Genomic DNA, 21,914 nt, shown 5'->3' with positions numbered 1-21,914 from the left:
CACATCTGTGTTTCATGCCTGCGCCTGGCAGTTCAGCCGGCGCTGCGGTTCAGTCGTGCTTGGCCACGACCACCAGGGCCGGGCGCAGCAGGCGATCGTTGAGCAGGTAGCCCTTCTGGAAAACCTGCACGACGTGGCCCGGCGCAACGCCCTCGGCCTCGCCCTGGCTGATCGCCTGGTGCTGGTCCGGGTTGAACGGCTGGCCGACCGGATCGAGCAGGGTCAGGCCGTTGTCGGCGGCCACCTTGAGCAATTGCTTGTAGGTCATGTCCAGGCCGTCGCGCAGCGGGCTGGGCTCGGTGCCGGCGGCGGTGAGTCCCGCGTCCAGGCTGTCGAACACCGGCAGCAGTTCGCCGAGCAGCTTCTCGTTGGCGAACTTGCGCGCGTTTTCCACGTCGCGGGCGATACGCTTGCGCTGGTTTTCCAGGTCGGCGCGCTCGCGCAGGGCATCGGCCTTGACCAGGGCGATCTCGCTGCGCAGCGATTCGATCTCGGCCTTGAGCGGATCGGTCTCGGGCGGGTTCTGGGACAGGTCTTCGGAGTCGAATTCGGGGTGGTCTTGGTTCATATGCAGTTCCCGGGCAAGCGGAACGCCCGCCCCAACGTCACCCCGTATATGGGCGCCCGCGCGCGTTTCAAGCAAAGCATCGCGCCGATCGATGCCGGTTATCGCGTACCGGGCGACTCCATGGCCGCGCCCAGCACGTCGGCGGCGGTCTGCACCAGCGGAATCAGCCGGTCGTAGGCCATGCGTTTGGGCCCGATCACCCCCAGCACGCCCAGCACCTGGCCATTGGCGGCGTAAGGTGCAGTGACCAGCGAGACGTCTTCCAGCGACACCATGCCGGTTTCTTCGCCGATGAAGATGCGCACGCCCGGCGCCTGGATGGTGCGTTCGAGCAGCTGCAGGATCTCGCGTTTGCTGGCGAAGGCCTCGAACAGTTCGCGCAGGCGATCCAGATCCGACAGGTCCTGCACGCCCATCAGCCGGGTCTGCCCGGCCATCACCATGTCCTCGGCATCGGCCGGTACCAGCGCCTCGCTGGCCAGGTCCACGCTGTGCGCCAGCAGTTGTTCCATCTCGCTCTTGGCCATGCGCAGCTCGCGCAGTAGGCAGGCGCGGATGTCGGCCAGCGCGCGCCCGGCGAACTGCGCATTGAGGTAATTGGCCACCCGTTCCAGCTCGGCCGGCTCGTAAGCGCGGCGCGGCTCGATCACGCGGTTTTGCACCTCGTTGTCGGCAAACACCAGGATCGCCAGCACGCGGCGCGCATCCAGCGCCACGAAGTCGATATGCCGGAACGCGAACTGCTCGCGGCGCGGCGCGCTGACCACGCCGACGAAGTGGCTCATCGCCGACAGCATCTGCGAGGCGCTGCCCAGCAACGATTGCGTGCCGTTGCCGCTGGCCAGCTCCGCGCGCAGGCGGCGGACTTCCTCTTCGCCAGGCGGCTGCATCTGCACCAGGCTGTCGACGAACACCCGGTAGCCATGCGCAGTGGGCACGCGTCCGGCCGAGGTATGCGGGGAGCTGAGCAGGCCGACGTCTTCCAGGTCGGCCAGGATATTGCGGATGGTGGCCGGGCTGACGTCCAACCCCGCATGCTGGGCCAGCGTCTTTGACCCCACCGGCTCGCCGTCGCGGATGTAGCGCGCAATCAGGGTGCGCAGCAACTGGCGGGCGCGGGGGTCGAGCATTGGGGACTGGGACGCGCGCATGGGATCATCCGGTGAGACAGCGCATAGATAATGTCTGGCCCCGGGGATGGCAAGCGTCCGATTCCCCGTCTGCCCCTGCCACCCTAAGCTTCCCCAAAGCGTTCACACTCGACCTCATGCTCAGACACCTCTCGATCAAGGATTTCGCCGTTGTCCGTGCCACCGAACTGGAATTCGGGCCGGGAATGACCGTGGTATCGGGCGAAACCGGCGCCGGCAAGTCGCTGATGGTGGACGCGCTGGGCTTTCTGTCCGGGCTGCGCGCCGACAGCGGCGTGGTGCGTCATGGCGCCGAGCGCGCCGAACTTTCGGCCGAATTCCAGCTGCCGGCCGAGCATCCCGGGCTGCGCTGGCTGGCCGACAACGAACTCGACGACGAGGCGCAATGCCAGCTGCGCCGGATCATCCGCGCCGACGGCGGCTCGCGCGCCTGGATCAACGGCCGCCCGGTCACCTCCTCGCAACTGGCGGAACTGGCCTCGAGACTGGTCGAAATCCACGGCCAGCACGAGCACCAGGCGCTGATGGCCCGGCACAGCCAGCTCGCCCTGCTCGATGCCTACGCCCGCAACAGCGCCCAGCGCGAGCAGGTGCGCCAGGCCAGCCAGCGCTGGCAGGCGCTGCTGGACGAGCGCGATGCGCTCTCCGCGCAGGGCGATGTCTCCGACCGGATCGGCTTTCTGGAACACCAACTGGCCGAACTGGAACGCGAGGACCTGGATCCGGCCGCGATTGCCGCACTGGACGTCAATCACCGCCGCCAGGCCCATGCCACCGCGCTGATCGGTGCCTGCGACAGCGTCGCCCAGCAGCTCAACGGCGACGACGGCGCCAGTGCCCTGGGCCTGTTGCAGGACAGCCGCCACGATTTGTCGCGCGTGGCCGAACACGAACCGCGGCTGGCCGAAGTGGACGCGCTGCTGGACAGCGCCGTGATCCAGATCGAGGAAGCGCTGGCCCTGCTCGACCGTGTGCGCGACGACCTGGAGGCCGACCCGGCCCAGTTCGAGGCGATGGAGCGCCGCCTCGGCCGCCTGCACGACCTGGCCCGCAAACACCGCGTCACGCCGGACGAACTGGCCGCGCATCGCGACCACCTGAGCGCCGAAGTCGAGAGCCTGCGCGGCGCCGACGAGCGCCTGCAGCAGCTCGACAAGCACATCGAAATCGCCACCGGCGCCTGGCGCAGCGCGGCCGGCGTGCTCAGCGACAGCCGCACCGCCGCCGCCGAGGCGTTGTCGGCCGCGACCACCGCGCTGATCGGCGAGTTGGGCATGGGCGGCGGGCAGTTCCTGATCCAGCTACAGCCGCACGAGAGCCCCCGGCCGGACCCCAATGGCGCCGAACGGGTGGAATTCCTGGTCGCCGCCAACGCCGGGCAGCCCCCGCGCGCTTTGCGCAAGGTCGCCTCCGGCGGCGAGCTGTCGCGCATTTCGCTGGCCATCGAAGTGGCGGCGCTGGGCCTGGACAGCGTGCCCACCATGGTGTTCGACGAAGTGGATTCGGGCATCGGCGGCGCGGTGGCCGACATCGTCGGGCAGAAGCTGCGCGCGCTGGGCGAAGAGCACCAGGTGCTGTGCGTCACCCACTTGCCGCAGGTCGCCGCCAAGGGCCACGCGCATTACCGGGTCAGCAAGGCGCCGGTGGACGGCATGACCCAGAGTGCGGTCGAACTGCTCGGCCCGCAGGCCCGCCAGGAAGAATTGGCACGCATGCTGGGTGGCGTGGAAGTGAGCAAGGAAGCGCGCGCGGCCGCCCGCAAGCTGCTGCAGAGCGCCTGAGCGGGGCCGGTCGTTCGCAAGCCAGTGCGAAGGGCTTGATCAGGGCAGCCGGCACTGTTGGTGCTGCTGCGCCGGTGCGCCGGTAGGGGTAATCACGCATGGCCCACCGACGCTGTCGATGCATAGGTTGCCGCTACCAATCGGCCACGTGGAGCTCCCCTAGGCCGTCTCCATGCACTCAGGCAGCCTGGGCGGCCCCGCGACCTTCGTCCGCTTGCGAGAGGCGCCTTTCCACTGACACAACTGCTGGCCCTCGTCAGCGAGGTTTCCTCGCTCAGCTGACCCGCTCCCTCCCCGCCAGCCAAGCCCCAGCATTCGCCGACAAGGCTTGCTTACCCCCGCTCGCGGGGGAAGGTGCCCGAAGGGCGGATGTGGGAAGGTCGTGCATCGAATCCGCCAACACGCTCCCAGAACGCACAAGGCGGCCTGGGCCGCCTTGTAACATTCATGGCTGCACAGGGACACCCAGCTCAGCGCGGACGCTTCTTGCGTACGTACAGCACCAGCGAGTGCTCTTCCAGTTCGTAGCCATGCTTGGCGGCGATCTGGCGCTGCAGCGCCTCGATTTCCTCGCTCTCGAACTCGATCACATGACCGGTATCCACGTCCACCATATGGTCGTGATGACCGCCGCGGTCCAGCTCGTAGACGGCCTGCCCGCCTTCGAAATTGTGCTTCAGCACCAGGCCGGCCGCCTCGAACTGGGTCAGCACCCGGTAGACCGTTGCCAGCCCGATCTCGTCGCCGTGATCGAGCAGTTGGCGATAGATGTCTTCTGCGCTGAGGTGATGCTGATTGCTCTTCTGTTCGAGCAGTTCCAGGATCCGCATGCGCGGATGGGTCACCTTGAGCCCGACTTTGCGCAGGTCGTGGGTTTCCATACGTTCTCCGTTCATTGGCGATTTAGCGCCAGCTGCCATCAAACGGGTCGCGGCGACCGGCGGAAGTGTATCATCGGCGTGATTTCCTCAGCACTTAATCCCCGATGCGTAATCTCCTGCTGGTCGCCGCCATTGCTCTTTCCACCGCTGGCTGCGGCATCATCTACAAGCAGCCGATCTACCAGGGCAATCTGATCAAACAGAACGCCGTGGAGCAACTGCAGGTAGGCCAGAGCAAGCAGCAGGTCAGTGCGTTGCTGGGCACGCCCTCGATCCCCGACCCGTTCCATGCCCAGCGCTGGGACTACACCTCCACGCAGCGCGTGGACCGTCTGGCGCGTACCGAGATCAAGAATTTCACCGTGTTCTTCGAGAACGAACAGGTCGCACGCTGGGAAGGCGACTATTTCCCGTCGCAGGACGAGCAACTGGCCAAAGCCGCGCCCAAGCAGTTCGGCCGCAACCTGGCCCGCGACAAGAAGAAGCAACGCGGCCGTTGATGCGGTTACCGGGCGGTCTCGTGATCGCTTGATCGGACCCAAAACGCATCCCTTCGAACGGATGCGTTTTTCGTTTTGCCCGATGCCAACAGAGCGCTTCAGTGACTCTACAGCGCTGACTCCCAGGACCGATCGATCGCGCCGTCTGTCGCATGTCTTAGTCCAAGCGCGCTCGTTCGAACTCAACCAACACGGCTGATTCTTCGAGACACGCCGTCAGCAGCGATGGCGTTGCAGCGAGTCTGCGTCGTCGCAGCGCTGGCAATCGCTAGCGGTTGGGGCCGGCTTTCTTGCTTGGTCCGGCACGCCTGCGGCGGGCTTCCTTCGGATCCAGCAACAGCGGCCTGAGCAATTCGACCCGGTCGCCGTCGCGCAACCCCTGCTCCGGCCGCGCGATCAGCCCGTGCACCGCATACGCGGCGGGGGCCCGCTCCACCGCCAGATCGGACATGGCAACGGCTTCGGCCACCGTTGCGCCTTCAGGCAATTCCAGGTGTACCGAGCTGTAGCGATCCGGCCAGGCCAGCACGACTTCGATGCGCATGCCGCTGCGCAACCTAGACGTCGCCGCGGTCGGCGACGCGCACGAAATCATTGACCATGCGATCGGCCAGGCCCTGAAACCCCAGCGCCAGCGCCGGGCCAAGCAGCCGCGAGCTGGTTTCGACCTCCAGGGTCAGACTCACCTTGCAGGCGCCCTCGCCCAGCGCCTGGAACTCCCACAGGCCTTCCAGGCGCTTGAACGGGCCATCGCGCAGGTGCATGACGATGCGCTCCGGGCGTTCAAGGATGTTCTCGGTGGTGAACCAGGTGCGGAACGACCCCAGCCCCAAATCCAGGCGCGCCACGATGTGCGCCTGGTCCTGCTCGAGCACATTGGCAGCGTCGCACCAGCCGAAGCGGCGCGGATAGGCGGCGACATCATTGACCAGATCGAACATGCGGGAGGCGCTGTGTTCGACCAGGGCGCTGCGACGGATGGTAGGCATTCGCTAACTTGTGAAAGACGGAAGATCGTTTGACGACACCGAATCGGCGACAATGGGCGGATGAGCAAGAAACAGACCAAGGATAAAGCAAACGGCGCGAAGGCCACGAAAACCATCGCGTTGAACAAGCGTGCGCGCCACGAATACCACCTGGAAGAACGCTACGAAGCCGGCCTGGCACTGCAGGGCTGGGAGGTCAAGGCGATCCGCGCCGGCCGCGCCAACATCGTCGACGGCTATGCCTATGTGCGCTCCGGCGAGATCTACCTGATCGGCGCACAGATCACGCCACTGATCCAGGCCTCCACCCACACGGTGCCAGTGGAACGGCGCGACCGCAAACTGCTGCTGCACCGGGCCGAGATCGACAAGGTGCTCACCCGCGTGGAGCGCGAAGGCTACACCCTGGTGCCTACCGCGCTGTATTGGAGCAGCAACAAGGTCAAGCTGGAAATCGCCCTGGCCAAGGGCAAGCAGAATCACGACAAGCGCGACGCCGCCAAGGACCGCGACTGGCAGCGCGACAAGCAGCGCGTGATGCGGCGGCATAACCGCGATGCGTGAATTGGGAATTGGGAATTGGGAATCGCAACGGCAAGATCCTTTCCCGCAACGGCAGGCGATATAGCCGGCTGAGCACGAGCTGAGGTCGTGGATGCTGGTCGCTTTTACGATTCCCGATTCCCCACTCCCGATTCCCGGATCACGTCGTTCCCAGCATCCGCATCAAATTCGGCACTCCCCTGCCCTGCACATAGCGGTCGCGCTGCAGGTCGGTGCAGGTATCCATCAGCAGTTGCTTGACCCGATCGGGAAAGCCGATGAACTCACGGCGCGCTGACAGGAAGCCGGCCAGCACGCCGGAGACATGCGGTGCGGCCATGCTGGTGCCGCTCATCTCCACCATCAGGCTGGTCGGGTCGTTCGGGTCGAAGTCGTAGTAGGCCGACAGGATCTTCTCCCCTGGCGCGACCACATCCGGCTTGCTGCGGCCGTCGGCGGTCGGCCCGCGCGAGGAAAAATACGACACGCCATAGTTGTGCGGGCTGCTCTTGTGCACTGAGCCGACCACGATGGCGTCTTCCAGATTGCCCGGGTCGCTGATCGACAGATCCATGTTGGCGGCATATGCGTCACCGTCGTTACGCATCAACCAGGCCAGGCCTTCGTTGCCGGCCGCGACCACCACCAGCACGCCTTGCCGCCACAGCCGGCGTAATTCGTTGCACAACGGCGTAAACCCGCAACCGTAGCTCTCCGGGTCGAAGCAGCCGCCCAGGCTCAGATTGACGCCATGGATGACCAGCTCGCCGGCACGCTCGTTGATGTCGGCCACCTGCTGCACTGCCTTGATCGTCCACGAATCGCGGCCGTTTCCGGCATTGTCGAGCACCTTGAAGCCATACAGCTGGGTATCCGGCGCCATGCCGGAAAATTCCAGAGGACGGCCGGGCGTGCCGCCCGCCTCCGGGATCGACGCGCGGCACTGGCCGGCGATGATGCCGGCGATATGCGTGCCGTGGCCATGCCGATCGAGCCGGGTAAACGCCGTGCCATCGGCGCGGGTCAGCCGTTTGGGCGCGCCGCGCCGCGTGCAATCCCACTGTGCCACCACGGTGTCGCGTTCACCCTTGACGAAAAAATGCGGGTGATCGGCCACGATGCCGGTATCCATCACCGCCCAACCGATCTGCTGCCCGCGTGCGCGATACGCCGTGCGTGCCGCATCGGCATGCAGCACATTGCCCGACACATGGATCAACGCGCGTTTTCCGGCATCGCGCCACACCCGCCGAAAGCCCAACGCGCGGTAGCGATCCTGCAGCGACTCGATCTCGAATCGGGTCAGCCGCGCAGACACGAAACGCTGCAGGCTGTCTTCCAGCTCGATCGCCTCATCCAGCGCATCGCCGCTCAGGCCGGTGGTACGCGCAGCGACTTCGCGCACATGCTGCAACAGCAATGCGCGCACACCGGCAGGGTCGTTCCCCAACACACGCCGATCCAGCTCGATCAGCACATCGTGCCGGTACTCAGGGCCATGCGCTTCGAGCTGCTCGCTGAGGTCCTTGATCAGCACTGCATTGGACACCGGCTGATCGAAGCCCACACCCACGGCTTGGCGCACCGCGGCGCGCACCTGCGGAATGGACAGATAGCCCGAAGCCGAATGCGGGTTGTGCTGCCAATCCGGATTCAAACGCGCAGCGGCCAGGTTCTCGAAACGTCCTTTGGCATTGGCGATGTCGTCGGTGAGGTCCGGGTCCAGCGCGATCGGGTCGCGCGTTTCGGCCACATTGATCCAGCGCTGTACGCACTCGGGAAACGGCAATTTGCGCGTGCCGGTCCAGCGCTTGAACATGCTGCGCACCTGCGGCAAGCCCAGTGGCGAACCCAGGGTGAGGAACAAACTGACCTCGCAATCGGCGGGCTTCAGCTGGCGCAGCACATCGAAGGCGATCATCGACCCCTGGCTGTGCGCCACCACCACGAATGGCCCGCCCCCTGCGCGCAGCCGCTGCGCCAGACTCTCGCGCATCAACGCCGCACGTTCCGGCACGAAGAACAGGTCATGCACATCCTGCAACAATGCAGCCGAAATCAGCCGCAGCAACACCCGGTTGATCGCATCGATGGCGCCCTTGGCCTGCACGCTGCCGGACACGGACGTGCCCTGAAGCTCGTCCAGCAGCCGATGCAGATCGGTGCGTTCTTGCTCGCTCTGCGCCAGCGCGTCTGCCAACAGGTGCAGGTCCTGTTCGCCCGGCACCAGGCCAAGCGTACTCAAGGCGCGCTGCACGCTTTGATTGAGCGCCGGCCCCACATCGCGCGCGTCACAATTGCCCGGCTCGGCCACTGGATACCGCTCGCGATTGACCCAGTACGCCAGCCGCGTGCGCTCGCCCATGGGCCGCCCGAACAACGCCTTGTCCCACTGACAACGCAGCACATCGGCCGGCGGCTTGTTGCCGATGCCATGGATGTAGATCACCGTGCGCGCCTTGCCCTGCACGCGGGTCGCCGCGGACTCCTGGGTCCCGGCCTGCTGCGCGCGCGAAGCGCGCGGCCGCGCCGGTTGTTGCGTGCTTGCAGCCGCCTTGCGCGGCAGCGCGCGTGCAGGTTTCGAACGTGGGGGCTTGCCTGTCGCCATCGCTTCGCTCCTTCGTATGCAGACTGTTCCGTTCGGTACGGGACTGAAGCCACTGTAAGCGTTGCGCATCTCACCACTTGTGACAGGGCGCGCCGATCCCTACACTGACCCGGTCAGCGTTTTATTGCTTTCCCCGGGGGTGCACTGGTCTCGACGGGGGTCGCGAAGTCGCTTGGCGCATGCCGAGGGGGCAGCTTTCCTCGTTAATCCAGCAGCAAACTTTTAGTTGCCAACGATGACAACTACGGTTCGGACTTCGCTATCGCCGCTTAATTGGCTTTAGTTGTAGTTCTACAGCCGCCTAAGGCGAACCCCCGAACCTACTTGTGCCCGTGCTCGTAGGTGTAGGGTCATTATCACGGAACCATCGGTAGTGGCTGCCTGTCAGCTACCGGTCAGATAAAGCAGGCTGGTTTCCAGGTGCGCTTTGCCAACCGTGCTGCCTGGGAACGAGATCTAACGGAGGGCTAAGCATGTAGTGCTGGGGATGGAGTGCTTCCGGACGGCGGTTCGATTCCGCCCACCTCCACCAATGAGTGGACCGATGAGGTCCTGAGAAGGCCGGGAACCCCCGTAAAACAAGGGTTCTCGGCCTTTTTCATGTGCGACGCAGTGCGCAGGTGAACGTATCACGCCATGCGACGCTGGGGACATCTGGGGGCATGCAGCCAATGGCCAACGTCGATACCCCCACGATGCCCTCGCCCACCTTGCGATATGCCGCGCCAAAGCTGCGCTCGGATTCCGCCAGCACCGGCAAGCGGTCCGGCATCCCGATATCGACTTCGATGAGCCGATGCCGGGGCGCCTTGTCGGCCACGATCTCCGCAGGGCGCAGTCATTGGTTGCCGGCGACGTGGCGGGCGAGAGAGCGATCAGGCAAACGCCATCTGTCACCTGTTCGAGTCATCGCTGCGCCTGGTTGCACGCGGCCATCCACGCGCTCGACATGACGCAGCGCACCGGAGCGACATCGATGCAAAGTGCTCAAAAAAACAGCGCCCTCTCAACCGTTCCTTGATCATTTCCAGGCGGAATCCACATACGACCGGCCCACCATGCGCGCCGCACCGGATCGGGAACGACGTCGCCAGCAAGTCGCGTTGCCCGGCCCAGTGCACCTCTCTATATGGTCAAGGGCGGACGGGTCAGATGTCGGGTATCTGTGGATTGTGGTTGGAACCAAATTCTCACAAAGACAGCAGCACGCTAGGACGGCGTGGAAGTGCGATGGTTGCTGTGATGAAGCACCGTGGAGATAAAGCGTGTGTGGCAACCGTCGTTGACACGCCCCTGGTACTTGCTGCATGCGGGAGCTCTGGCACCCCGGGGACTCGCATGGGCTTTTCTACCGATGGTCGTTATCTTGTCGCTCTGGCTGGACGCGCCAATGGCCTCTCGCCGCTTTACAGCACACCAGAGGCTTGTGAGAGCAACACCTCTGCCGCAAGGATCGCGCAAAGCATTCAGTCGTTGGGGCTGCAGCGAACCCTAGAGCTCATCGATGGCAGCTTCTGCCTGGCCATTCTTGATCGTCGATTACACACGCTGTCGCTAGTGCGCGACCGCATCGGTCAATGCAGCCTGTACTACGGCTGGACACATCAGGGTTTTGTGTTTGCTTCTGAACTCAAAGCGATCGCTTCCTCTCATGGCTTCAGTAACTTGATCGATCGGAATGCGCTGACGCTCCTGCTGCGATACGGCTACATTCCATCGCCATATAGCATCCATCGAGGCATCTTCAAACTAGCGGCAGGAACCATTCAAGTTTTCAGCACGCTGGATGTGGAACGCGGTGCGCCTCATCACGACCCCAGCGAGGGGGCGCGCTACTGGCATCCGAAAAGAAATGTCAGCAACTTAATCCAAGCAAGAGAGCATGTGACCGAAGAGCGTGCGATCAGCCGCCTGCAGGATGCGCTCTCGATGGCGGTTGACCGCGTCAGCGATCGCAAGACTGGTTCATTCCTGTCGGGAGGAACCGATTCCAGCCTCATCACGTCCCTCCTGCAGTCGCAACGCTCAACACCTGTCGATACCGTCACCATCGGATTTGAGGATGCCGACCACGACGAAATGGATTGGGCACAAAAGGTTGCAAGCCATCTAGTTACGCGGCATTTCCAACAACGCATCAGCGATCAGCAGGCCGTGGCCGTTCTGCCGGAGATATCGGAGGCGTTTTGCGAACCCTTTGCGGACTCGTCCCAGATTCCGACACTGCTTGCAGCAGGCTCCGCGCGCCGCCAAGTCAGTCACATGCTGACAGGCGATGGAGGCGACGAATTGTTCTTCGGCCATGCCGCGTATGCGCGTGCACTGCGCAATGCGCGCCTGAGCTCCATGATCCCGGACACGCTGCGCTGTTCGCTGCGTCGCCGGGGCGTCTACACGAAGGAGTCGGCCCGTTTGGGCGGATGGCGAGCGGCCCTGGGGGAGACAATCAGCCGCGCGGTGGAAGAGAGCTACCTGCTCAGAGTCTCGCGTTGGCGCAACCCCCGTTGCGCCGTGCTTGGCTCCATGGAGTACCCCACGATCTATGACACGCCCATGGAGCAGCTGACCGTCGGATCCCCAGGCGAGCGCGTTCTCTTTATGGACATTGCCATGGAACTTGGGGAAGGACTCATGACCAAAGTCGACCGCGCGTGCATGCTGCATGGCCTGAACACGTCTTCCCCCCTTCCTGGATCAGCAGGTATTTCAGCTGGCCTGGCAGATTCCGCTCAAGCTCAAAATGGTTCGTGGGGAGCAAAAATACATTTTGAAGCGCCTGCTCGAACTGTATCTGCCGCAGGAGCTTATCTATCGACCCAAGCGAGGCTTCGGTGCGCCTGTCGGCCGGTGGCTACGCGGCCCCTTACGCGAGTGGGCTGAAGACTTGTTGACACCTTCAAAACTTGAAGAGCAAGGCGTCTTCGACGTCGGGGTGGTGACGCATCTCTGGCAAGCGTTCATCGCAGGTCAACGAAAGTGGCACACGCATCTTTGGCCCATTCTCATGTTCCAGGCTTGGCAGCAACGCTGGCAGCAGCGGCCCTCCTTTTGTGTGGACGAGGCGTGCCATCGCGATCCAGAAGGTATAAGCCACCTCACCATTGAGGCGTTCGTTTGACAGCGAGGTCACCGAAAGCGCTTGCGCGTTGCGACATGCGTCAGTGCGTGCTGGGGCCCTGCCCACCCGCTTCAACCTCGCCCCAGAGATAAACGGACAAGGCCGGGATTTCCCGATGCAGAGGTCAGACGTTGGCCATTGCGAAGGACGAAGCAGACTGCGCGCGCTGCGTCAGTTAGTGACGCGCGCGGCATGGTCGGGCTCATCGCGACGAACGAGGGCGCCTGCCCGGTCGTCGGCAGCTGCACACCGCGGGGCGGCATCGCCGCGGAGTTGATCGAACAAGGCCAGCAACGCGCTGGCTTCGTGTTGCAGCAACGCCAGTGCGCTTTTATTGGGCTCTTCCATTGCACTTGCTCCAGAGACGCTCGACGGCGCCCTGATCAAACCCGAGCAAATCGCGTGCCAGCCGTCAGGGCTTCCCGCTCAGGCGTACTCGCGCTGCTCTTGCGCCTTGGCGTGCATGGCTTCCAGCGTGACCATGCCGGCAATCCGGGCGGCTGCAATGGCGCTGCGATGGTCGGGAAAGGTCGACGACAGCGCGGCGCCTGCCAGGTTCGCGCCGCGGCCGATGCCGATCTGCGCAATATCCCAGCCTGCCACCCAGCCATGGGCGGGGGTATCGCCTTTGACGGCATGACAGGTGAGTTGGTAATTGCCTAGAAAAATGACCAACGGGCGCCCTTTTCGGTGACTGCTTGCCAGCATACCGCCACGACGCTGCTTCCGGGGGCAATGTGCCGTCTGCCAGCTGACTCGGCAAGCGAAGTGGAGCGTAGGCACGCGGCTTGCATCGGCCTCGACCAGACAATCGTGCCGGGGGAACGCGGTGTTGACCAAAAGAACCAAACGTCGTGCTGCCGGGGCCTTGCTGGTGGGTGGGCTGATCTTTGTCCTGATCGGCGTGGGCGGGTACCTCACGACGCAGCGTTCGCTGTCGGACGCCGGCTGGGTGACGCACACCCAGGAAGTGATTGCCAGCATCGACGAAATCCAGGCGGGCATGCTGTCGGCGGAATCGTCGGCGCGCGGCTATGTCTTGACCGACAACGAGGCCTTTCTGGGCGTGTATGCCGATGCGATCGGCCGCCTGCCCGAGCGCATCGTGCGGCTGGACGCCCTGGTGCAGGACAACCCGACGCAGCGGCGCAATGTGGTCGTGCTGAGCCGTTTGGTGGACGCGCGCCTGGTGCAGATCGACGAGTTATTGCATAGCTATCGCAAGCAAGGCCTGGATGGCGCGCGTGCTGCCATCGCGCGCGGGGTGTTCCAGACCTCTTCATCGCTGCGCCGCCAGGTGCAGACCATGACGGAGCTGGAGCGGCAGCAACTGATCAGGCGCAATGCAGCCACCACCCGCAGCGCACAGTGGGTGCTGTGGGTGACCGTGATCGGCATTGCCAGTGGCTTGCTGGTGATGCTGTTGGCGTACCGCTTGTTGTCGCGCGAGCTGGAACGGCGTACGCGTGCCGAAAACGACGCCAGCCGGACCAGCGAGCGCCTGATCGAGTCGTTTGCCGCACTCGAACGCACCTCCGCTGGCCTGGAGGCGCTGGCACGCTACTCCGGGTTGCTGCAGAACTGCCGCGATGCCGAAGAAGCGCTGGAAATCACTGCACGCACGATTGCACCGCTGATTCCCGGTGCCGCCGGCGCGGTCTACTTGCTACGCGCCTCGCGCGATCGCGCCGAACAGGTGGTCGCCTGGGGCGAGATGGCAGACGACGCCAGTGCCAGCATCGCGCCGGACAACTGCTGGGCGCTGCGCCGCGACCGCACCCATGTGGTGATGGACGCCGGCCAGGGCATGCTGTGCCAGCATGCCGGCGTCAACCTCCCGGCGCATGCGGCCACCGCCTGTATTCCGCTATCGGCGCAGGGCACGCAGCTGGGGATGCTGGCATTGCGTAGCGAAGACCCTGACGATCTTGCCTCGCTGACCGTGGCCGAGGCGGCAGCAGAACAACTCTCCTTGGCGCTGCACAACCTGCGCCTGCGCGAAACGCTGCGCCAGCAATCGATCCGCGACCCGCTGACAGGCCTGTACAACCGCCGCTATCTGGAAGAAACCCTCAGTCACGAGTTGGCGCGCTGCACGCGCCGCGAGCTGCCCTTGTCGGTGCTGATGCTGGATGTGGATCACTTCAAGCGGTTCAACGACCTGCACGGGCACAGCGGCGGCGACCGCGTGCTGGCGGCCATTGGCGAATTGTTGCTGGCGCAGACGCGTGGCGAGGACATCTGCTGCCGGTACGGCGGCGAAGAATTGACGATCATCCTGCCCGAAGTCGATCTGCCAACCGCGTGCATGATGGCGGAGAAATTGCGCGCCGGCATCGAGGCCCTGCAGGTCATGGGCGATGGCGTCTGTCTGCCGAAGGTCACCGCCTCGTTCGGCGCGGCCAGCTTTCCCGCTCACGCCAGCACCGTGGCCTCGTTACTGCAACGGGCGGACGCGGCGCTGTATCGCGCAAAGCAGGGTGGCCGCAATCAGGTCGTGAGCGCGGATGTGCTTGCATCCGTGGCCTGAACGCAAGCAGCCGGGCGTGCTGCTGCGGTCTGTCGCAGAGGCCTGTGTCGCGCGGTCGACGCTCAGATCCACATCGCGCGCGCTTGGCGAACCCGGGTGCGAGCGCCTGAACGAAGATGCTCGGATCATTCGCTGGCGCGTGCATTGCATCGACAAATGCACAGGCACATGGGCTCATGCCAAGACGAGGCCTCAGCCGCAGGACTGACCCGCGTCGTCGGTGGGGATCAGGCCCGCACCGGCCAGCATGCCGTCGATACGCGTACGCACATAGGCGGCATCGTCCTGCGCGGCGCTGCTCAGGATCGCTTCGGCACGCGCCTGAAAATCCAGATAGTCGAAATCCGCATCTTCATCTGCCGACAACTTGGGCAACTCTTCCTGCAACGCGTCCAGGCGCGTGGCCAGTTCTTCGCGGGTGGGCATGGCAGACTCCGACAACCAAAACGATACGTTTGCGGCAGCGCCGTCAAGGATGTGCGAAGCCTTGCGCTGCAACGCTTCACTTTCCTACCCATTGCGGTGATGAAGACACGCTCAACTTTGACCGCACTCCGCCGATAATGATGCCGACTCCTATAGAACCTTCCCTGTGATCCTCCACCTGCGGCGGGATTTCCGACTCGGCATCGTCAAGATGCTCGGGCCAATCACCGCGCTGTTGCTTTGCCTCTATGCGGTGTACCTGGCCATGACCGGTCAGGCAGTTGCGTGTCTGGTCACCGCGGCGCTGGGCGTGCTCGCGGTATGGCGCGGCTGGCAGATGCGCAGTGCCGAAGACACCGGCGCCGGCGGCGTGTGGCTGGCATCGATCAATGTTGGCGGGTGCCTGGTGGCGTGCTGGACCGGTGGCGATGGCGCCCTGCCGTGGCTGTTCCCGGTGCTGGCCACCAATTATTTCTTGTGCGGGCCGCGGCGCGCGGTGTTGTTGAGCTTGCCGCTGCTGGCCGCCTTGTTGTTCTTGCCCGGCTTGATCACCAGCCCCGGCCAGGGTGTGTCGACGATCGTGGTGACGCTGGTGACGCTGGCGGTGGGCTACGCGTTTTCGCTGCGGATGCAGGACGACCGCGTGCATCTGGAAGAACTGGCCTCGCTGGACGCGCTGACCGGCTTGCCCAACCGTCGCATGCTGGAACGTGCGCTGACCCACCAGATCGATCAACGCCAACCGCACGACCGGCTCAACAGCCTGATCATCCTGGATCTGGATCACTTCAAGGAGGTCAACGATCTGTACGGACACGCCGCCGGCGATGCGGCGCTCTCGGATCTGGCCACCATCCTGCGCTTCGAAGTCCGCGAACCGCACCAGGTGTTCCGTTTTGGCGGCGAAGAATTCGTGGTGCTGCTGCGTGCCGGATCGCTGGCCGAACTGGAAGCGGCCACCGAACGCTTGCGCAAGGTGATACGCAACGGCTTGCGCGGACCCGGTGGGCGTATCACCGTCTCGCTGGGCGCGGCGCGCCACGACGGCGAAACGCATTGGCAGGACTGGTTTTCGCGTGCCGATGCAGCGCTGTATCTGGCCAAGAACGGCGGACGCGACAGCGTACGGGTCGCCGAATAAGCGCCTGGCGGCATGCCTGCTGCGCAGGGGTCCGCCTGGGCACACGCAGCTGGCAGCTGGGTAATCGCATTGGTCACGAATGCAATGTTGCTGATGAAGCGGCGGTAGCGCGCCTGTCAGAGAGGCGGGCGAACCGATGGCGTCGGATGCATGGCCGGTATCGCCAGCCATCACCCGCACACGTTCGCGCCTCGTTAGCTCTGACGCTGCAGCCAGAACTGCGGGGCGACCCACTGGCCGCCCCGCGCGCATCGTTCAACGATTGACTACGGCCACCGGTGCCGCAGGCGCTTGGTCCTGCTTCCAGCCACCGAGCGCCTTGTACACGCCGACCACGCCGACATTCACCGCCGCTTCGGCCTGCGCCAACGCATCGTCGGCCGCCAGCTGGGTGCGCTGCGCATCCAGCAGGGTGAGGAAGTCTTCCGAGCCCTCGCGGTAGCGGATCTGCGCCAGCTGCTCGGCACGCCGCGCGGCATTGGCCTGCTCCACCACGATGGCCAGGCGCGCCTGCTGGCGGCCATAGCCGATCAACGCGTTTTCGGTGTCTTCCAGCGCCAGCAATACGGTTTGCTGATACTGGGCCAACGCACCTTCGGCCTGCGCCTTGCTGGCACGCAAGCGCGCACGCACGGTGCCCAAATCGAAGGCGGCCCAGCTGATCGACGGGGTCACCGACCAGGCCTTGGCGTTGCCCTCGGTCAACCTGGCTGCGTCGCCGGTGAGGAAGCCGACGAACCCGCTCACGCTGATGCGCGGAAACAGGTCGGCAGTGGCCACGCCCACTTGCGCGGTGGCTGCCGCCAGCCGGCGCTCGGCGCCGCGCACATCCGGACGCTGACGCAGCAAGCCGGCGGTATCGCCCAGCGGCAGCGGGCGCGCGAACGCCGGCATCTCGCGCGCGGCCAAGGTGGCATCCAACGCGTCCGGTTGCTGGCCCAGCAACACAGCCAGACGGTGGCGGTATTGCGCCTCGGCGGTTTCCAGCAGCGGAATATCCGCCTCGATCGCCTTCAACCGCGCCAGGCTGCTCTGCACGTCCAGTTCGCTGCCGGCACCCAGATCCCATCGGGTCTGGGTCAGCTTCTGGGTGTCGCGCAGGTTGGTGAGCGTGCGCTTGGAGACGTCCAAGCGCTTCTGGGTGCCGCGCAATTCGAAATAATTGCGCGCCACTTCGGCAGCAACGGTGACCTGCACGTCCTGCAGGTTGGCCTGCTCGGCATCCAGGTCGGCACGCGCGGCCTCCGATGCACGCCGCTGACGGCCGAACAGGTCCAGCTCCCACGCCGCATCCAGACCGAGCGTGGTCTGCTCGGTCAGAAAGCGCTGATTGCCGGCGATCACCTGCTGCTGCTCGCGACGATCGAAGCTGCCTTGCGCGGTGATATGCGGCGCCTGATCCAGGCGGCGCTCGACGAACACCGCGCGCGCCTGCTTGACGCGCGCCACCGCGATGCGCAGGTCGTGGTTGGCGAACAAGGCGTCGCGCACCAATTGCTCCAGCACCGGGTCGTCGAACTGCGACCACCAGTTGCCCACCGGCGACTGCGCGCTGTAGGCCGGGTCTTGCGCGCCTTGCAGCGTCACCGCCGCCGGCGGATCGGGGCGGTAATCCGGCCCGACCGCGCAACCGCTGAGCACCAGTGCAGCCAGTGCCACGCTCAGGAAGTTTCTTACCATGGCAACACCTCTCCCAGATGGGTAAAGCTGCCGGTGGCACCGTGGGCATCCAACAGCGCCATTTGCACGCTGCTATGCGCGCCCTGCTCCACTTCGATTTCGCCGCCGCCACCGTTCATGTCGGTTTTGACGTAACCCGGATGCACCGTGTTGACCTTGATGGCTGTGTCGCGCAATTCGTAGGCCAGATGCACCGTCCAGCTGTTCAACGCGCTCTTGGACGCGTCGTAAGCAGGAATCTTGAAGTCGTAGATCGGCGAGCCGGGCTGGCTGTGCAAGGTCAGCGAACCGAGGATGCTCGACACGTTGACGATACGCCCGGCCAGCGAGCGACGCAGCAGCGGCAGAAAGGCCTTGGTCACCTCGACCACCGCGAACAGATTGGTGTCGAAGGTACGCTTCCACACCTCCAGGCTCTGCTGCGACGGGGTGCGCTGCATGTCCTCGATCATGATGCCGGCGTTGTTGATCAGGATGTCCAGATGACCATGGCGCTGCTCCACCGTGCCCACCGCGGCAGCAATGCTGATGTCGTCGTTGACGTCGAGCTGGATGGCCTCCACCGGCAGGCCTTCGGCCTGCAACTTGAGGGCCGCGGCCACGGCGTCGTCGCGCTTGCGGCCGGCCAGCAGCGTGTGCACGCCGGCGGTGGCCAATTGCCGAACGGTCTCCAGGCCGATGCCGCGGGTTGCGCCGGTGACCAATGCGATCTTGGTGTTGCTCATGTGTAAATCCTTCGAATGTATGTAGGGGGAAGTCACGCGTGCTTAGGCGTTGACGTGCGCGTGATCGTGCGCAACCGCGGGCGGTGTCGCGGGCCCGCGACGGGTGACCCACTTGCGCAGTGCCACGTAGAACACCGGAGTCAGGAACAGGCCGAACAAGGTCACACCCAGCATGCCGGCGAACACCGTGATGCCGGTGACCGAGCGCACTTCGGCGCCGGCACCGTGGCCGAACACCAGCGGCACCGTGCCGGCGATGAAGGCGATGGAGGTCATCACGATCGGACGCAGGCGCAGGCGGCAGGCTTCCAGTGCGGCTTCGACAATGCCCTTGCCGTGCATTTCCAGTTCGCGGGCGAACTCCACGATCAGGATCGCGTTCTTGCACGCCAGGCCCATCAACACCACCAGACCCACCTGCACGAACACGTTGTTGTCGCCATTGGTGAGCCACACCCCGAACAGCGCAGACAGCAAGGTCATCGGCACGATCAGGATCACTGCCAGCGGCAGGGTCCAGCTTTCGTACAACGCAGCCAATACCAGGAACGCCAGCAACACCGCCATCGGGAACACGATCAACGCCGAGTTGCCTTGCGTGGACTGCTGATAACTCAGGTCGGTCCACTCGATGTTCATGCCGTTGGGCAGCACCTGCGGCGCCATGCTGGACAGCTTCTGCATGGCCTCGGTGGACGACAGCACGCGCGGGTCCGCTTCGCCGATGAGGTCGGCGGCCGGGTAGCCGTTGTAGCGGATCACCGGGTCCGGGCCGTAGGTCTGGCCCAGCGTGACCATGCTGCCGATCGGCACCATGTCGCCGTTGGCGTTGCGCGTGCGCAGGTTGGCGATGTCTTCCACGCTATCGCGGAACTGTCCATCGGCCTGGGCGATCACCTGATAGGTGCGACCGAAGCGATTGAAGTCGTTGATGTAGGACGAACCCAGATAGGTCTGCAGCGTATCGAACAGATTGGTCAGCGGCACGCCCTGCGCCTTGGCCTTGTCGCGGTCGACCTTGGCATCGAGCTGCGGCACGTTGGCCTGGTAGGTACCGATCGGGAACTGCATGCCCGGCGTTTGCGAGATCGCACCGGACATCGCATTGACCGCACTCTGCAACTGGCCATAGCCCAGGCCGGCACGGTCCTGGATGTACAGCGAGTAGCCCGAGCCCTGGCCCAAGCCAAGAATCGGTGGCGGCATGAAGGCGAACGCGAAGCCCTGCTGGATCTGGCTGATGCGTGCGTTGATTTCCGCATTGATCTGCGCGGCGGTGCGGCTGCGCTGACTGAACGGCTTGAGCGTCAGGAACACCGTGCCGGTATTGGGCGTATTGGTGAACTGCAGCGGGTTCAGGCCCGGGAACGCGATTGCGTGATCCACACCGTCGGTCTGCAGCGCGATCTGGGTGATCTGGCGGATCACCTCATTGGTGCGCTCCAGCGACGATCCTTCCGGCAGTTTGGTGCCCGCAATCAGATACAGCTTGTCCTGGGTCGGAATGAAGCCGCCCGGCACCAGCTTGAACATGAAACCGGTACCGACCAGCAGCAGCAGGTAGACCACGAACACCGCACCCCGCTTGCCCAGCGCACGCGACACCGCGCCTTGGTACTTGTGCGAGCTGGTGTTGAAGAAACGATTGAACGGGCGGAACAACCAGCCGAACAAACGGTCGATCAACCGCGACGGACCATCCTTGGGCGCGTCGTGCGACTTCAGCAGCATTGCCGCCAGCGCCGGCGACAAGGTCAGCGAGTTGATCGCCGAAATCACCGTGGAAATGGCGATGGTCACCGCGAACTGCTTGTAGAACTGGCCGGTCACGCCCGACAGGAACGCCATCGGCACGAACACCGCGCACAGCACCAGCGCGATGGCGATGATCGGCCCGGACACTTCGCGCATGGCCTGATGGGCAGCCGCCAATGGGCTCAGGCCTTCTTCGATGTTGCGCTCGACGTTTTCCACCACCACGATCGCATCGTCGACCACGATGCCGATCGCCAGCACCAAACCGAACAGGCTCAGCGTATTGATCGAAAAGCCCAGCAGGTACAACGCAGCGAACGTACCGACCACCGACACCGGTACCGCCAGCAACGGAATGATCGAAGCGCGCCAGGTCTGCAGGAACAGGATCACCACCAGCACCACCAGCAGCACCGCTTCCAGCAGCGTGTGCACCACCGCGCTGATCGAATCGCGCACGAACACGGTTGGGTCGTACGCGGCCGACCATGCCATGTCCTGCGGGAACTGCTTTTCCAGTTCGGCCATCTTGGCGCGCACCGCATCGGACAATTCGATCGCGTTGGCACCGGGCGACTGGAACACGCCCATGCCCACCGCGTTCTGGTTGTCCAGCTGCGACCGCAGGGTGTAGTTGCCGGCGCCCAGCTCCAGGCGCGCCACGTCGCTCAGGCGCACGATCTCGCCGCTGTTGCCGCTGCGGATGACGATGTTGCCGAACTCTTCTTCGGTGGTGAGGCGGCCCTGCGCATTGATCGAGAGCAGGAAATCGCTCTTGTTGGGCATGGGTTCCGCGCCGAGCTGGCCGGCGGAGACCTGCACGTTCTGCTCGCGGATGGCGGCGACCACATCGCTGGCGGTGAGCCCGCGTGCGGCCACCTTGTCCGGGTTCAACCAGATGCGCATGGCGTAGTCGCCGGCACCGAAGATCTGGATCTGTCCCACGCCCGGCAGGCGCGACAGCTCGTCCTTGACCTTCAAGGTGGCGTAGTTGCTCAGGTACAGCGAGTTGTACTTGCCCTTGGGCGAGGTCAGATGCACGACCATGGTCAGCGTCGGCGATTGCTTCTGCGTGGTCACGCCCTGGCGGCGCACGTCCTCGGGCAGACGCGCCTGCGCCTGGCTGACGCGGTTCTGCACCTGCACCTGCGCCTGGTCCGGATCGGTGCCGGGCTTGAAGGTCACGGTGACCACCAGCACGCCGTCCGAGCCGGCCACCGACTTCATGTACATCATGTTTTCCACGCCGTTGATGGCTTCCTCAAGCGGCGTGGCAACGGTCTCGGCGATGACCTTGGGGTTGGCGCCCGGATACACCGCGCGCACCTGCACGCTCGGCGGCACCACTTCTGGGTATTCGCTGATCGGCAGCAGCGGCATGGCGATCAGGCCGGCCGCGAAGATGATGATCGACAGCACCGCGGCAAAGATCGGCCGGTCGATGAAAAAACGGGAAAAGTCCATTGGGATGGTCCTGAAAGAGGTTGCCGCCGGGTGGCGGCGCGGCACAGCGGCCCC

The 21,914-nt window shown here is 64.6% G+C and carries 19 protein-coding genes, 1 other RNA gene and 1 pseudogene; 8 read left to right on the top strand and 13 right to left on the bottom strand.

Features of this window, described 5'->3' with window-relative positions; translation table 11 throughout:
- Nucleotides 1-49 precede the first annotated feature (49 nt).
- Both grpE and hrcA read right to left on the bottom strand, forming a co-directional pair.
- Complete coding sequence (gene grpE, locus HLH45_RS12370) at nt 50-568, bottom strand: nucleotide exchange factor GrpE (protein ID WP_003483633.1); 519 nt, start codon at nt 566-568, stop codon at nt 50-52.
- Nucleotides 569-666: 98 nt separating this feature from the next.
- Nucleotides 667-1,698 (bottom strand): heat-inducible transcriptional repressor HrcA, encoded by a 1,032-nt coding sequence (gene hrcA / locus HLH45_RS12365; RefSeq protein WP_008577240.1) that lies wholly within the window; start codon nt 1,696-1,698, stop codon nt 667-669.
- Between the two features lie 137 nt (nt 1,699-1,835).
- On the opposite strand from hrcA, the gene recN reads away from it, so the two are divergent.
- A complete protein-coding gene (recN, locus tag HLH45_RS12360; RefSeq protein WP_008577242.1) occupies nt 1,836-3,500 on the top strand; it encodes a DNA repair protein RecN in 1,665 nt (554 codons plus the stop codon).
- 470 nt (nt 3,501-3,970) lie between these two features.
- Here the strand turns inward: recN and fur are convergent, their stop codons facing one another.
- On the bottom strand, nt 3,971-4,381 hold the full coding sequence (gene fur / locus HLH45_RS12355; protein WP_005988392.1) for a ferric iron uptake transcriptional regulator: 411 nt from the start codon (nt 4,379-4,381) through the stop codon (nt 3,971-3,973).
- 104 nt (nt 4,382-4,485) lie between these two features.
- Here fur and HLH45_RS12350 point away from each other — a divergent pair, with 104 nt between their 5' ends.
- Nucleotides 4,486-4,881, top strand: a complete 396-nt coding sequence (locus tag HLH45_RS12350) for an outer membrane protein assembly factor BamE (RefSeq protein WP_008577244.1) — start codon at nt 4,486-4,488, stop codon at nt 4,879-4,881.
- Nucleotides 4,882-5,149: 268 nt separating this feature from the next.
- On the opposite strand, the gene HLH45_RS12345 is transcribed toward HLH45_RS12350, so the two are convergent.
- Together HLH45_RS12345 and HLH45_RS12340 are read right to left on the bottom strand one after the other, a co-directional pair.
- Nucleotides 5,150-5,437: an RnfH family protein gene (locus tag HLH45_RS12345; protein ID WP_008577246.1), complete on the bottom strand. Its 288-nt coding sequence runs from the start codon at nt 5,435-5,437 to the stop codon at nt 5,150-5,152.
- 1 nt (nt 5,438) lies between these two features.
- Nucleotides 5,439-5,870, bottom strand: coding sequence for a type II toxin-antitoxin system RatA family toxin (locus HLH45_RS12340; RefSeq protein WP_008577248.1), 432 nt, complete (start codon nt 5,868-5,870; stop codon nt 5,439-5,441).
- A 60-nt stretch (nt 5,871-5,930) separates the two neighbouring features.
- Between HLH45_RS12340 and smpB the strand changes: the two genes are divergently transcribed.
- Nucleotides 5,931-6,434 carry an SsrA-binding protein SmpB gene (gene smpB, locus HLH45_RS12335; protein ID WP_005913721.1) on the top strand — a complete coding sequence of 168 codons (504 nt, stop codon included), beginning with the start codon at nt 5,931-5,933 and terminating at the stop codon, nt 6,432-6,434.
- 139 nt (nt 6,435-6,573) lie between these two features.
- Here the strand turns inward: smpB and HLH45_RS12330 are convergent, their stop codons facing one another.
- Entirely contained in the window at nt 6,574-9,021 is a 2,448-nt protein-coding gene (locus tag HLH45_RS12330; protein WP_008577249.1) for a S8 family peptidase, read from the bottom strand.
- A gap of 135 nt (nt 9,022-9,156) precedes the next feature.
- On the opposite strand from HLH45_RS12330, the gene ssrA reads away from it, so the two are divergent.
- Nucleotides 9,157-9,553, top strand: a transfer-messenger RNA (tmRNA) gene (gene ssrA / locus HLH45_RS12325).
- Nucleotides 9,554-9,619: 66 nt separating this feature from the next.
- Here the strand turns inward: ssrA and HLH45_RS12320 are convergent.
- A complete protein-coding gene (locus tag HLH45_RS12320; protein ID WP_008577251.1) occupies nt 9,620-9,841 on the bottom strand; it encodes a hypothetical protein in 222 nt (73 codons plus the stop codon).
- Nucleotides 9,842-10,173: 332 nt separating this feature from the next.
- Between HLH45_RS12320 and HLH45_RS21790 the strand changes: the two are divergent.
- Nucleotides 10,174-11,649, top strand: a pseudogene (locus tag HLH45_RS21790) (asparagine synthetase B family protein); the annotation flags it as partial.
- A 112-nt stretch (nt 11,650-11,761) separates the two neighbouring features.
- Complete coding sequence (locus tag HLH45_RS21785; protein WP_230201288.1) at nt 11,762-12,139, top strand: asparagine synthase-related protein; 378 nt, start codon at nt 11,762-11,764, stop codon at nt 12,137-12,139.
- Nucleotides 12,140-12,310: 171 nt separating this feature from the next.
- On the opposite strand, the gene HLH45_RS12305 is transcribed toward HLH45_RS21785, so the two are convergent.
- Nucleotides 12,311-12,487 (bottom strand): hypothetical protein, encoded by a 177-nt coding sequence (locus HLH45_RS12305; protein WP_008577255.1) that lies wholly within the window; start codon nt 12,485-12,487, stop codon nt 12,311-12,313.
- Nucleotides 12,488-12,565: 78 nt separating this feature from the next.
- Nucleotides 12,566-12,814: a hypothetical protein gene (locus HLH45_RS12300; protein WP_008577256.1), complete on the bottom strand. Its 249-nt coding sequence runs from the start codon at nt 12,812-12,814 to the stop codon at nt 12,566-12,568.
- Between the two features lie 199 nt (nt 12,815-13,013).
- Between HLH45_RS12300 and HLH45_RS12295 the strand changes: the two genes are divergently transcribed.
- Nucleotides 13,014-14,669, top strand: coding sequence for a sensor domain-containing diguanylate cyclase (locus HLH45_RS12295; RefSeq protein WP_033479294.1), 1,656 nt, complete (start codon nt 13,014-13,016; stop codon nt 14,667-14,669).
- A 192-nt stretch (nt 14,670-14,861) separates the two neighbouring features.
- Here the strand turns inward: HLH45_RS12295 and HLH45_RS12290 are convergent, their stop codons facing one another.
- Entirely contained in the window at nt 14,862-15,167 is a 306-nt protein-coding gene (locus HLH45_RS12290) for a hypothetical protein (protein WP_008577261.1), read from the bottom strand.
- Nucleotides 15,168-15,261: 94 nt separating this feature from the next.
- Here HLH45_RS12290 and HLH45_RS12285 point away from each other — a divergent pair, with 94 nt between their 5' ends.
- A complete protein-coding gene (locus HLH45_RS12285) occupies nt 15,262-16,236 on the top strand; it encodes a GGDEF domain-containing protein (protein ID WP_014089795.1) in 975 nt (324 codons plus the stop codon).
- A 255-nt stretch (nt 16,237-16,491) separates the two neighbouring features.
- On the opposite strand, the gene HLH45_RS12280 is transcribed toward HLH45_RS12285, so the two are convergent.
- Genes HLH45_RS12280 through HLH45_RS12270 form a run of 3 tightly spaced genes read right to left on the bottom strand, consistent with a single transcriptional unit; the run spans nt 16,492 to nt 21,860 of the window.
- On the bottom strand, nt 16,492-17,916 hold the full coding sequence (locus HLH45_RS12280) for an efflux transporter outer membrane subunit (protein WP_033479286.1): 1,425 nt from the start codon (nt 17,914-17,916) through the stop codon (nt 16,492-16,494).
- Nucleotides 17,910-18,641, bottom strand: a complete 732-nt coding sequence (locus HLH45_RS12275; RefSeq protein WP_008577266.1) for an SDR family oxidoreductase — start codon at nt 18,639-18,641, stop codon at nt 17,910-17,912. The genes HLH45_RS12280 and HLH45_RS12275 overlap by 7 nt, the downstream gene beginning before the upstream one ends.
- A gap of 42 nt (nt 18,642-18,683) precedes the next feature.
- The gene (locus HLH45_RS12270; protein ID WP_008577268.1) at nt 18,684-21,860 is read right to left on the bottom strand and encodes an efflux RND transporter permease subunit; all 3,177 of its coding nucleotides are present in this window, start codon (nt 21,858-21,860) and stop codon (nt 18,684-18,686) included.
- Between the last annotated feature and the right edge of the window lie 54 nt (nt 21,861-21,914).

The organism is Xanthomonas euvesicatoria (assembly GCF_013112235.1).
In the GTDB taxonomy this organism is placed as follows: Bacteria; Pseudomonadota; Gammaproteobacteria; order Xanthomonadales; family Xanthomonadaceae; genus Xanthomonas; species Xanthomonas euvesicatoria.
The sequence above is the reverse complement of the archived record's forward strand: the minus strand, read 5'-3'. Positions and strand labels throughout refer to the sequence as shown.

Excerpts from the sequence above, each read along its gene's own strand:
- grpE (WP_003483633.1), bottom strand. The coding sequence starts at position 568 with ATGAACCAAGACCACCCCGAATTCGACTCCGAAGACCTGTCCCAGAAC.
- hrcA (WP_008577240.1), bottom strand. The coding sequence starts at position 1,698 with ATGCTCGACCCCCGCGCCCGCCAGTTGCTGCGCACCCTGATTGCGCGC.
- recN (WP_008577242.1), top strand. The coding sequence starts at position 1,836 with ATGCTCAGACACCTCTCGATCAAGGATTTCGCCGTTGTCCGTGCCACC.
- fur (WP_005988392.1), bottom strand. The coding sequence starts at position 4,381 with ATGGAAACCCACGACCTGCGCAAAGTCGGGCTCAAGGTGACCCATCCG.
- HLH45_RS12350 (WP_008577244.1), top strand. The coding sequence starts at position 4,486 with ATGCGTAATCTCCTGCTGGTCGCCGCCATTGCTCTTTCCACCGCTGGC.
- HLH45_RS12340 (WP_008577248.1), bottom strand. The coding sequence starts at position 5,870 with ATGCCTACCATCCGTCGCAGCGCCCTGGTCGAACACAGCGCCTCCCGC.
- smpB (WP_005913721.1), top strand. The coding sequence starts at position 5,931 with ATGAGCAAGAAACAGACCAAGGATAAAGCAAACGGCGCGAAGGCCACG.
- HLH45_RS12330 (WP_008577249.1), bottom strand. The coding sequence starts at position 9,021 with ATGGCGACAGGCAAGCCCCCACGTTCGAAACCTGCACGCGCGCTGCCG.
- HLH45_RS21785 (WP_230201288.1), top strand. The coding sequence starts at position 11,762 with ATGGTTCGTGGGGAGCAAAAATACATTTTGAAGCGCCTGCTCGAACTG.
- HLH45_RS12305 (WP_008577255.1), bottom strand. The coding sequence starts at position 12,487 with ATGGAAGAGCCCAATAAAAGCGCACTGGCGTTGCTGCAACACGAAGCC.
- HLH45_RS12280 (WP_033479286.1), bottom strand. The coding sequence starts at position 17,916 with ATGGTAAGAAACTTCCTGAGCGTGGCACTGGCTGCACTGGTGCTCAGC.
- HLH45_RS12275 (WP_008577266.1), bottom strand. The coding sequence starts at position 18,641 with ATGAGCAACACCAAGATCGCATTGGTCACCGGCGCAACCCGCGGCATC.
- HLH45_RS12270 (WP_008577268.1), bottom strand. The coding sequence starts at position 21,860 with ATGGACTTTTCCCGTTTTTTCATCGACCGGCCGATCTTTGCCGCGGTG.